The following is a 9,226-nucleotide window of genomic DNA, read 5'->3' as shown; positions in this document are numbered from 1 at the left end:
CGATAGGGACGCGAACGCGGCGTGGAACGTCCTTTCTCGCGGTGTGAAGAAGCGGTTAGGAGCGGGACGCTCCGAATCAACGCCTGTGGAGACTGCGCTCCCTGTGGATACCTCGGTATCTGCAAAGCGCGTCGTGGAAACAGGAAGCCCCACCCTCAAGCGCGAGCCGTCAGGCGAGCGGTAGGGTGGGGTAGTTCACTCGGTCGTCGTCGGCACGTCGATGTCGCCGGCGATGATGGCGTCGCGGGACTCCGAGAGCGAATCCTTCACGTCCTGCGGGATTTCGGAGCCGAGCTCCGCGCCGTAGACGGCGGCGACACCGTCCTCTTCGAGGCCGAGCGTCATGGTGGAGCCGCCGCTGAACTCGTCGTTGACGACGTTCTCGACGGAGGTGTACACCGCCGACTCGACGCGCTTGACCATCGAGGCGAGGATGACGTCGGCGTAGTTCGGCTCGGTCTTCGACTGGTCGGAGTCGACGCCGATGGCGAACTTACCCTGCTCTTTCGCCGCCTGAAAGACGCCGAGGCCCGTGCCGCCCGCCGCGTGGTAGACGACGTCCGCGCCGTTGTCGTACATCGACGTGGCGATTTCCTTCCCCTTCGCGGAGTCGGAGAACGACCCGGCGTAGGCCGCGTCGACCGTGATTTCCTCGTCCGCGTGCGCCACACCGGCCTCGAAGCCGGCCTGGAACTTCCGGATGAGCGGGGCGTCGACGCCGCCGACGAAGCCGACGTTCTTCGAGTCGGGCGTCGTCGAACCGGAGCCCGCCGAGAACTTCTGGGTGGTGAGGAGACCGGCGAGGTGGCCGACTTGGAACGAGCCCTGCTCCTCGCGGAACAGGTAGCTCGCCACGTTATCCTCGTCGACGGTGTCGTCGACGAGCATGAACTTCTGCTCCGGGAAGTTCGGTGCCGTCTCCGCGAGCGCGGACTTCTGGGCGTAGCCGATACACGACACGAGGTCGTAGTCCGGGCTCGACGACTGCGCGAACCGGCGCTGGAACTGCGGGAACTCCTCGGCCGCCGAGGGCTGAGCCTCGTCGTACTCGACGCCGAACTCCGAGGTCGCCTGCTCGATGCCGCGCTTCGCGGCGTCGTTGAACGACTTGTCACCGAGACCGCCGAGCGCGTAGACCATGCCGACGTAGGCCGCCGGACCGGACTCCTCGGTCGTCTGCTCGGCCGCGGTGGTCTCCTCGCCGCCGGACGACTCGGTCGTCGTCGCCGTCGTCTCTTGGCTCCCCTCGGACGGTCCGCCCGTACAACCTGCGAGGCCCGCGATACCCGCGACCCCTGCCGCTTTGACAAAAGAACGTCTGTCCATATCTATGAACTCCTATTGAGACAGGGGCCGCGAAAATTGCATAAAGGTGTCGTTTTGCGGTTTCAGCGGCGTCGCATCACCACGTTTGCAAATCGCCGAGAACGGGACCGCGGTTCACCTCTGCGGGCATCGAGTTCGCGCCGCGCCGGGTCGCGTACATCGGGTCGAACCGCCTCGGTGCCCGCTCAAGCGTCCTCGATTTCGCCCTCGACGACCGCCGTCACCTCGTCGACGAGCGCGTCCACGTCGTCGGCCTCCGCGTACACGCGGATGTAGGGTTCCGTGCCGGACGGGCGGACCAGCGTCCACGACGCGTCGGCGAACTCCAGTCGGACGCCGTACTCGGTATCGACCGACTCGGGGGCCATCGCGTCCGGGAGCGAGCGTTCGAGCGCCGCCATCGCCGCCCGCTTTTTCTCGTCGGGGCAGGAGACGCTCACCTTGCGGTACGGGCGTTCGGTGACCGGCTCGCGCAGGCCGGCCATGCCGGACTCAGCGGCGAGACGCGCGACGAGCGCCGCCGAGGCGATGCCGTCTATCCACCCGCCGAACGACGGGTGGATGTGCTTCCACGGTTCGGCCGCGAACACCACGTCGCCGCCGCCGGCGCGGGCGCTGGCGATGCCCTCGTGGAGCGCGCCGAGGCGGACGCGCTCGACGCGGCCCCCGGCCTCGCGGACGCGCTCGTCGATGCGGCCCGAGGCGTTCGGCGTCGTGACCACGACGGGGTCGGCGGCGTCCGAGACGCGGACGTAGTGTTCGGCGACGATGGCGATGACGGTGTCCTCGTGGACGACCTCGCCGTCGCCGTCGATGACGACGATTCGGTCGGCGTCGCCGTCGTGGCCGATGCCGAAGTCGAAGTCGCCGTCGGCGACGAACGCCATGAGGTCAGCGAGCGTCTCGGGCGTCGGCTTGGACTCGCGGCCGGGGAAGTGCCCGTCTATCTGCCCGTTGAGCGTGACGACGCGCGCGCCGAGGTCGCGGAGCACCTGCGGCGTGCCGAGCGCGGACATCCCGTTGCCGCAGTCGACGGCGACGCTGAGACCGTCGAGGGCCGCTCCGTGTCGGCCGGCGAACTCGACGATAACGCTTCGGTAGGCGTCGAGGACGCCGCTCGTCCCGGCCGCGCCCCAGTCGTCCCAGTCGGCCGGGGTCGCCCCCGCTTCGACCCGCGTCTCGATGTCGCGTTCGAGGTCGCGGTCGTACTCCTGTCCGTCGACGAACATCTTGATGCCGTTGTCCGTCGGGGGGTTGTGCGAGGCCGTGAGCATGACGCCGCGGCGGCCCCGCGAGGCGAACGCGAGCGCCGGCGTCGGGACGACGCCCACGCGGGTCACGTCTGCGCCGGCGGAGAGCAGGCCGGCCTCGACGGCGGCGGCGAGGCCCTGTCCGGTCGTCCGTCCGTCGCGGCCGACGACGAACTCGGCGGGCGCGTCCGATTCGAGCGCGGCGCGGCCGGCGGCGCGGCCGACGCTGAGGGCGAGTTCCGGCGTCACTCGCTCCGTCGCGCTCCCGCGGATGCCGGCGGTACCGAAGAGTTCCATAGTCCAGCGTTGGCGGGGTCGTACTTAGATGCTGACGGTTCGGGAGATGCGTGCGAGGCGGGCGCACGGGTCGGTGGCGGCGGCGACCACGGAGACGGTCGCCGGGGGGAGCCGACCGCCCGAGGAATCGACCACCCGAGGAACCGACCGCCCGAGACAGCACGCCTTTGACGGCGGGGGACGAACCGGGAGCCATGAGCGAACACGGTCGAACTCGCGCGCACGTCTACGTCTCGGGCCACGTACAGGGCGTCTACTACCGGGCGACGACCCGCGATACCGCCCGAGACCGCGGCGTCGACGGCTGGGTGACGAACCTCGCCGACGGGCGCGTCGAGGCCGTCTTCGAGGGTCCCCGCGACGACGTGGAGGCGATGGTCGAGTGGTGCCACGAGGGGAGTCCGATGGCGACCGTCGAGGACGTGGACGTCACCTACGAGGAGCCGAGCGGCGAGACCGGTTTTCGCATCGAGCGCTGACCCGAGACTCGACAAGCGGCCGATAACATCAACGAGACGGCCAAATCGTTCAAGCTGGGTTCGGGGGACCTGTCCCCATGCGCTTTCGGACCGACACGCGGGGAATCGGCGTCGCCAAGCTCTTTTTTTCGCTCGTGACGAGCGTCGGACTCGGCCTCGTGATGGGCACCGCGTTTCTCATCGTCCGCGGGCCGTTTTTCGCCGGCCCGTCGCTCGCCCCGTTTCCGATGATGGCGGCGCTCGCGGTCTTCATCGTCGGCGTCGTCGTGCTCATGTGGGGGTCGACGCGGCTGTTCGGCGTCGGAACCGGCGTGTGAGCGACCTCCGGTTCACGCGGGGCGGTCGACGCCGAGTTCGGCCATCGCGCGGGTCACGACGTGTGCCTCCACGAGGTCGCGTTCCTCGACCATGGGGTCGTCCGCGTCGTCGATGACGGCCCGGGCCGCGGCGAGCATGCGGTCTTCCTGTGCGGTCTGGTCGGGCTCGTCGCGGGTGCTGTTCAGGAGCGCCTCGAAGTCCTCGCGGATGCTGAAGTCGGCGCGGGCGACGTTACACCGCGAAAGCGGGTGCATGCCGAGGTCCAAGACCAACTCGGTGACGAGTTCCCAGTCGCTCTCGCAGAACTGGAGCGTCACGTCGCCGACGATGTCGCGCCACGCGATGGGGGCGGCGTTCTCCATGAGCGTCACCGCCCGCGGCGGGACCGCGATGCGGGCGACGGTCTTCGGGTCGTCGCAGAGACAGCAGGGCTGGTCCGTCCTGCCGGTGTACATACGCGGGGTTAGGATGGGTCGTAAATGTAGCTTCGGGCCGGAGACCCGGGGCTCGAAATCCGGCGCGAACAGGGCGACGCGCCGACCGCGGCGGGCGCTCAGGGGGTCGAATCGGTCGGGTTCGAGCCCGGGGCGGGGTCGTCGAACCCGAGTAGAGGCAGCGGGAGGCGCGGCCGACTGCATGCTGGCACTGAATCACGCGTTGGGCTGGGCTGGGTATTCTGTGGTGGCGACAGTGACCGCGCCATCTATCCGATTGAACACCGTGCATAAATATCTTCTCCTCCAAGGATACCACACACTATTGTTGACTATATACCGGTGTGTTTCAAGATATCTGAGCGAGTTGTGTAGGATTGTCAAACTTAAGATTCGCTCCCGAGCGCGACTCTCGGGACGCGAATCGCCATCTCCAGTCCGACGGCGTCCGTCGGCGGGTCGCTCGGGAGCGTTGCGAGGGGCCGTCGGGCCGCGGCGGCGAGGACGAGCGCGTCGAGCACGTCGTCGCGGGCCACGTCGCGGCGGAGCGTCCGGTCCAGCGTCTCGCGGTAGGCGCGCTCGGCGTCGAACTCCGGTTGGTCGGTCGCGTCTTCCGAGCGGTCGTCGCCGTCCCCGACGACCTCGCTTCCAGCGGACGCCGTCCGGAGCACGTCGAGTCGGCGGGCGCGGCCCTCAGGCGTCGATTTCGGTTCCGAGAGCGGTTCGCCGGCGAACGCGGCGAAGGCGAGTTCGGGATGAGATTCGAACACTCGCTGTCGGGCGCGCGGCGTCTGCCGGAGGACGCCGTCGACCTCGCGGATTTTGGGCACGAGATGCCACGCCTGAATCGAGAGCCCGAAACCTGTCCGCTCGCGGTTCGCCGCGCTGGCCGCCTCGTGGGTGTCGGCGTCGAGGGCGGCCCGAACGGGCGCGAAGAAGACCGTGGCGGCCCGAGAGCCGAGTCGTTCGCGGGCCTCCCGGTCGCACGCCCGGCGGGCGGCGTCGGGCAAGCCGATGGGAATATCGACGAGCACCCGGTCGGCGTCGCACTCGCGGGCGAGGTCCCAGACGGCGTCGAAGTCCGCGACGACTCGCACGCTGAGGCCGTTGGCGGCGGCGACGGCGCACACCCACCCGGCCCGACAGCCGTCGACGCCGACCGCGGGGGAAACACATCGCTGTGGCACGAGCCCAGATACGTCGCCGAGCAAGAGAAAACCCTGGTTAGGAGTCGAGGGTCGTGGCCGTCATCTGCCGGCAGGAGTCGCGGAGTTCGTTGAGCGTCACGTCGATAGTCGCATCGAGCGAGACGAGCAGTTTCACGCCGTCCTCGAGGGGCACCCTGACGATGAGCGCGTCGTCGATGGCGAACGCGACGAGTTCCGGCCCTCCGATTGGCAGGTCTTCGAGGGGTTGGTCGATGGCCTCCTCGTTCGTGAGCGTCGCGACGAGCGTCTTGACGGTGTCCTCGTCGTAGCGGTCGAGAAACGACCGCTCGAAGAAGCGAATCCGCGTCTGCACCGGCTCACACCACGCGACCGCCCGGAGAGCGTCCCCGTACGCCTCCTGAAGCTCCGAGGACAGTTCGGGCGCGGGGAACCCGCCGTCGTCGACGACGGTAACGTCCGCCTCCTGGTCGAGTGCGACCCGTTCGTAGGCGAGTTCGCCGAGGTCCGTCAGCCCGTAGAGTCGACCCTTCTGCTGTGACTCCGGAACCAGCAGTTCGACGACGCCCCGCTCCCGCAGTTCGGAGAGCGCCCGAGACACGTGCGGCTGTGCGAGGTCGGTCTCCACGGCGATTCGGGAGGGAAGTCCCGAACCGTGCTCCGAGAGATACCGACAGACGGCCAGTCGGTACCGTGAACTCGCGATATGCCCCGCGGAATCCCACGTCTCGGTCATAACCGAGACTCTCCGCTGGTCGTTTTCATCATGGTTGACACGTCCCGCTTTGATATCCAATGGCAAGCGGGGTATATCTTTCGAGGGTCGAGCAATACTACCATATATGTACCATATATGCTCCGAGAACGGAACGGCGGGCACCCTCCCACCCTATATGAGTCGAAGTCGGCACCAACCGAATCTACTTAGCCAAACGAGTGACCCCCGAGTGACGCCCGTGTAACCGGATACCTGCACAGTTACCCGGTAACACTAATGTCAGCAAACACATATATTGGTTCGGTCTCGTACCAGGTAACGCAATGTTAGTTGTATTCCGGACGACGGACCGCCACACGACCACCACCGCGACGGAGGTCCCGAGATGAGCGTCGCGCTCCAGTTCGCCTCTCCGGGCGCGGACGTCGCGTTCCTCCTCGCGCGCGTCCTCTTCGGTGCGGTGCTCGCGTTCATGGGACTCAACCACTTCATGAACCTCGACCACATGACCGGCTACGCGGAGATGAAGGGACTGCCGGCACCCCGCTTCGGCGTCGTCGTCTCCGGCGGGATGCTCATCTTCGGCGGCCTCGGCATCGCGCTCGGCGTCTTCCCCGCGCTCGCCGCCGGGGCCGTCGCCGTCTTCCTCGTGGTCGGGACGCCGGTGTTCCACAACTTCTGGGCCGTCCCCGAAGACCAACAGGAGTCCGAGATGACTGGTTTCCTGAAGAATGTCGTCATGCTCGGCGGCGCGCTCGTCTTCCTCGCGCTCAGCGGAACGACGTGGCCCTACGCCATCGGCCTGACGCTGTTCTAACTCCGCCGACGCGCCCGCGGCGCGAGTTCCGACACGACCTGACGCCGATGCGAACCCGACGCCGACACCCGAAACGACGCCGTCCCACAGATTCATCGGCCTCCGAACCCACCACACACCCATTCGTGACCGACGCAATACTGGACTCGATACGCTCTCGTCGCCTGCCGAGTAGCCGACCGCGCCCGCCCGCGGAGGCGAGTCGCTGATGGACGGCGCGCCCGACGCCTTCGGCTCGCCGTACCGCCTGCTTTCGGGGGCCGTGGTCCCGCGGCCCATCGCGTGGGTGAGCACCCGCGGCGACGACGCCGACAACCTCGCACCGTACAGTTTCTCCACCGTCGCCAGCGTCAACCCGCCGGTGCTCGTCTTCGCGCCGGTCGGCCGCGGGCCGTCGCTGAAGGACACGCCGCGAAACGCCATCTCGCGCGGCGAGTTCGTCGTCAACGTGGTCACTCGCGACCTCGTGGAAGCGATGAACGAGACCGCCGCGACGGTCCCGCCGGGCGTCGACGAGTTCGAATACGCCGGCGTCGAGAAGGCCGAGGCCGTCCGCGTCGACGCCCCGCGCGTCGCCGACGCCAAAGTCGCCTTCGAGTGCACGCTCTACGACAGCATGGAAGTCGGCTCTTCGACGCTCGTCCTCGGCGAGGTCGTCCACGCGCACGTCGCCGACGAAGTGCTGACCGACGGCAAACTCGACACGACGAAACTCGACGCAGTCGGCCGACTCGCGGGCAGTGAGTACGCGACGACCGACGACCGGTTCGAACTCGTGCGCCCGGAGTAATCCGCCCGCCCCGCCCGTTATCGTGAATTGATAATGGGGCGCGAAGCTTTATCGCGGGATACGGAGTCTGTCGAGCCAATGAGCGACGTGTCGTTGTCGAGCGTGCTCTCGTTTCTCGATACTGACGACGCGGCGACGGTCGTCGAGCGGGTCCGCGCGGCCCGCGGGGAGCGGACGAGACGGGGCGGCCGCGACGGGCGGACGTTCCTGTTTGCGGCCCCCGACGAGGAGTCGCAACCGGCCGAAGTCGTCTGGATAGACGTGGAAGCCGCGTTCGATGCCCGGAGCGTCGAGGCGTTCGCCGAGCGTTGCGACGGCCGCGGCGTCGACGGGACGCTCCTGACGACCGGCGACGAAGCGCGGGCCGCGGAGACCCTCGCGCTCGCGTTCGCCACAGACGAACAGCTCGACGACCCCGACGACGACGGCGACCGAGCGCTCCTCGTCGACCCCGACGAGGTCGAATCCCCCATCGAACTCGTGTCGCTTCCCGATCTCGCGGCGGCGCTCGAAGACGCCGGCCTCGACGAGGCTATCATCGACGAGTATCACGAACCGCACGAACCGGAGTTCGAGGAGATTCTCGACGAGATAGATGCCGAGGAGGCCCGCGCCGCGGCCGAGGCGGACGCCGCCGAGGACGCCGGCTCCGGTCGCGCGCTCGCGCTCCTCGTCGCGGCCGTCGTCGTGGTAGTCGTCGCCGCGCTCGTCCTGTTCGGGCCGTTCTGAACGGCGTTCGGGCTCGGGTTCGGACTCACGCACGCGCCCGCGGTCTCTCACCGGCCCACCTCAGCCGCGAGTCCGACCCGCCTCACCCGCGGGCGCGTCGCTTTGCGAGTCGTTCGATTCGGCGTAGCGCGACCGCACAGACCGCGGCGTACGGCCCCGCGAGAACGGGGACTTCGAACGCCACCGCACACCGGTCGGGTCCGACCGGTTCCACGCGATGCCCCGTCGCCGGAACGCCGGCCACGCGCCACGTCCACCGACGGGACTCGTCGTCGCACGCCTCGATGCTGAACGGGACCCAGACGCCGGCGACGCGGACCTCGCCGCGGCTCCCCCCTTCGATTCGTCCGTCGACGCCGCGGACGCCTGACACGCTCGGCCCCCAGTCAGGCCAGTCAGCGACCGACACCAACACGTCCCACGCGGCCGTCGCAGGAGCCGAAATCCGCCGGGAGACGACCAGTCGCCGCCCGTCCGGCGTTCGCTCCACGCCCACTCGGGTCCGGTTTGACGCGCGCCTCATATCACCTAATATGCTAATAAGTCGTAATATAACATCGCCGAAAGCTTTATCCATGAACCGTGGTAGCAACTACCAAGGCAACACATGAGCAACACAAGTGACCGTCCGAAGACGATGCGAGACGTCAGCCACACGCCGCCGACAGGCGAGAGCGTCACGAACGTCTGGGACCGAGGACACGAATCCGAGTCCACAGAGTAAGCGAAAGCGCAGACGGCGCGACGTACAGCGACGAACCACCCGCACCGCAACGAACCACCCGCACCGCAACGAACCACCCGCACCGCAACGAACCACCCGCACCGCAACGAACCACCCGCACCGCAACGAACCACCCGCACCGCAACGAACCACCCGCACCGCAACGAACCACCCGCAC

At 68.1% G+C, this 9,226-nt stretch carries 12 protein-coding genes and 1 pseudogene; 7 read left to right on the top strand and 6 right to left on the bottom strand.

Translation table 11 applies throughout. The features are described from left to right. Positions 1-184: pseudogene (locus tag ACFQI8_RS09125) on the top strand (RNA-guided endonuclease TnpB family protein); the annotation flags it as partial. 11 nt (positions 185-195) lie between these two features. On the opposite strand, the gene ACFQI8_RS09120 reads toward ACFQI8_RS09125, so the two are convergent. Together ACFQI8_RS09120 and ACFQI8_RS09115 are read right to left on the bottom strand one after the other, a co-directional pair. Beyond that, on the bottom strand, positions 196-1,326 hold the full coding sequence (locus tag ACFQI8_RS09120; protein WP_390244046.1) for a BMP family lipoprotein: 1,131 nt from the start codon (positions 1,324-1,326) through the stop codon (positions 196-198). A 185-nt stretch (positions 1,327-1,511) separates the two neighbouring features. Then, complete coding sequence (locus ACFQI8_RS09115; protein ID WP_390244045.1) at positions 1,512-2,873, bottom strand: phosphopentomutase/phosphoglucosamine mutase; 1,362 nt, start codon at positions 2,871-2,873, stop codon at positions 1,512-1,514. A gap of 194 nt (positions 2,874-3,067) precedes the next feature. Between ACFQI8_RS09115 and ACFQI8_RS09110 the strand changes: the two genes are divergently transcribed. Continuing rightward, positions 3,068-3,352, top strand: coding sequence for an acylphosphatase (locus ACFQI8_RS09110; RefSeq protein ID WP_390244044.1), 285 nt, complete (start codon positions 3,068-3,070; stop codon positions 3,350-3,352). A 77-nt stretch (positions 3,353-3,429) separates the two neighbouring features. Continuing rightward, positions 3,430-3,669 (top strand): DUF8132 family protein, encoded by a 240-nt coding sequence (locus ACFQI8_RS09105; RefSeq protein WP_390244043.1) that lies wholly within the window; start codon positions 3,430-3,432, stop codon positions 3,667-3,669. Between the two features lie 12 nt (positions 3,670-3,681). Here ACFQI8_RS09105 and ACFQI8_RS09100 read toward each other — a convergent pair whose 3' ends face one another. From ACFQI8_RS09100 to ACFQI8_RS09090, 3 genes are all read right to left on the bottom strand, one after another. Next, the gene (locus ACFQI8_RS09100) at positions 3,682-4,125 is read right to left on the bottom strand and encodes a hypothetical protein (protein ID WP_390244042.1); all 444 of its coding nucleotides are present in this window, start codon (positions 4,123-4,125) and stop codon (positions 3,682-3,684) included. A 365-nt stretch (positions 4,126-4,490) separates the two neighbouring features. Beyond that, on the bottom strand, positions 4,491-5,291 hold the full coding sequence (locus ACFQI8_RS09095; protein WP_390244041.1) for a DUF429 domain-containing protein: 801 nt from the start codon (positions 5,289-5,291) through the stop codon (positions 4,491-4,493). Positions 5,292-5,328: 37 nt separating this feature from the next. Further along, complete coding sequence (locus tag ACFQI8_RS09090) at positions 5,329-6,006, bottom strand: winged helix-turn-helix domain-containing protein (RefSeq protein ID WP_390244040.1); 678 nt, start codon at positions 6,004-6,006, stop codon at positions 5,329-5,331. Between the two features lie 367 nt (positions 6,007-6,373). On the opposite strand from ACFQI8_RS09090, the gene ACFQI8_RS09085 reads away from it, so the two are divergent. From ACFQI8_RS09085 to ACFQI8_RS09075, 3 genes are all read left to right on the top strand, one after another. Continuing rightward, positions 6,374-6,805: a DoxX family protein gene (locus tag ACFQI8_RS09085; protein ID WP_390244039.1), complete on the top strand. Its 432-nt coding sequence runs from the start codon at positions 6,374-6,376 to the stop codon at positions 6,803-6,805. Between the two features lie 208 nt (positions 6,806-7,013). After that, complete coding sequence (locus ACFQI8_RS09080) at positions 7,014-7,595, top strand: flavin reductase family protein (protein ID WP_390244038.1); 582 nt, start codon at positions 7,014-7,016, stop codon at positions 7,593-7,595. Between the two features lie 78 nt (positions 7,596-7,673). Next, positions 7,674-8,324: a hypothetical protein gene (locus ACFQI8_RS09075; protein WP_390244037.1), complete on the top strand. Its 651-nt coding sequence runs from the start codon at positions 7,674-7,676 to the stop codon at positions 8,322-8,324. A gap of 82 nt (positions 8,325-8,406) precedes the next feature. Here ACFQI8_RS09075 and ACFQI8_RS09070 read toward each other — a convergent pair whose 3' ends face one another. Next, positions 8,407-8,847, bottom strand: coding sequence for an SRPBCC family protein (locus tag ACFQI8_RS09070; RefSeq protein WP_390244036.1), 441 nt, complete (start codon positions 8,845-8,847; stop codon positions 8,407-8,409). Between the two features lie 84 nt (positions 8,848-8,931). Between ACFQI8_RS09070 and ACFQI8_RS19470 the strand changes: the two genes are divergently transcribed. Beyond that, the gene (locus ACFQI8_RS19470) at positions 8,932-9,048 is read left to right on the top strand and encodes a DUF7989 family protein (RefSeq protein ID WP_465261708.1); all 117 of its coding nucleotides are present in this window, start codon (positions 8,932-8,934) and stop codon (positions 9,046-9,048) included. The last annotated feature ends 178 nt before the right edge of the window (positions 9,049-9,226 follow it).

The organism is Haloferax chudinovii (genome assembly GCF_042663345.1).
Classification (GTDB): domain Archaea; phylum Halobacteriota; class Halobacteria; order Halobacteriales; family Haloferacaceae; genus Haloferax; species Haloferax chudinovii.
Note: the sequence above shows the minus strand (reverse complement) of the source record. Positions and strands in the feature narration are given on the sequence as shown.

Bases quoted from the DNA above. Each gene is read 5' to 3' on its own strand.
- ACFQI8_RS09105 (WP_390244043.1), top strand. From the start codon at position 3,430: ATGCGCTTTCGGACCGACACGCGGGGAATCGGCGTCGCCAAGCTCTTT.
- ACFQI8_RS09115 (WP_390244045.1), bottom strand. From the start codon at position 2,873: ATGGAACTCTTCGGTACCGCCGGCATCCGCGGGAGCGCGACGGAGCGA.
- ACFQI8_RS09120 (WP_390244046.1), bottom strand. From the start codon at position 1,326: ATGGACAGACGTTCTTTTGTCAAAGCGGCAGGGGTCGCGGGTATCGCG.
- ACFQI8_RS09080 (WP_390244038.1), top strand. From the start codon at position 7,014: ATGGACGGCGCGCCCGACGCCTTCGGCTCGCCGTACCGCCTGCTTTCG.
- ACFQI8_RS09100 (WP_390244042.1), bottom strand. From the start codon at position 4,125: ATGTACACCGGCAGGACGGACCAGCCCTGCTGTCTCTGCGACGACCCG.
- ACFQI8_RS09075 (WP_390244037.1), top strand. From the start codon at position 7,674: ATGAGCGACGTGTCGTTGTCGAGCGTGCTCTCGTTTCTCGATACTGAC.
- ACFQI8_RS09085 (WP_390244039.1), top strand. From the start codon at position 6,374: ATGAGCGTCGCGCTCCAGTTCGCCTCTCCGGGCGCGGACGTCGCGTTC.
- ACFQI8_RS19470 (WP_465261708.1), top strand. From the start codon at position 8,932: ATGAGCAACACAAGTGACCGTCCGAAGACGATGCGAGACGTCAGCCAC.
- ACFQI8_RS09110 (WP_390244044.1), top strand. From the start codon at position 3,068: ATGAGCGAACACGGTCGAACTCGCGCGCACGTCTACGTCTCGGGCCAC.
- ACFQI8_RS09070 (WP_390244036.1), bottom strand. From the start codon at position 8,847: ATGAGGCGCGCGTCAAACCGGACCCGAGTGGGCGTGGAGCGAACGCCG.
- ACFQI8_RS09090 (WP_390244040.1), bottom strand. From the start codon at position 6,006: ATGACCGAGACGTGGGATTCCGCGGGGCATATCGCGAGTTCACGGTAC.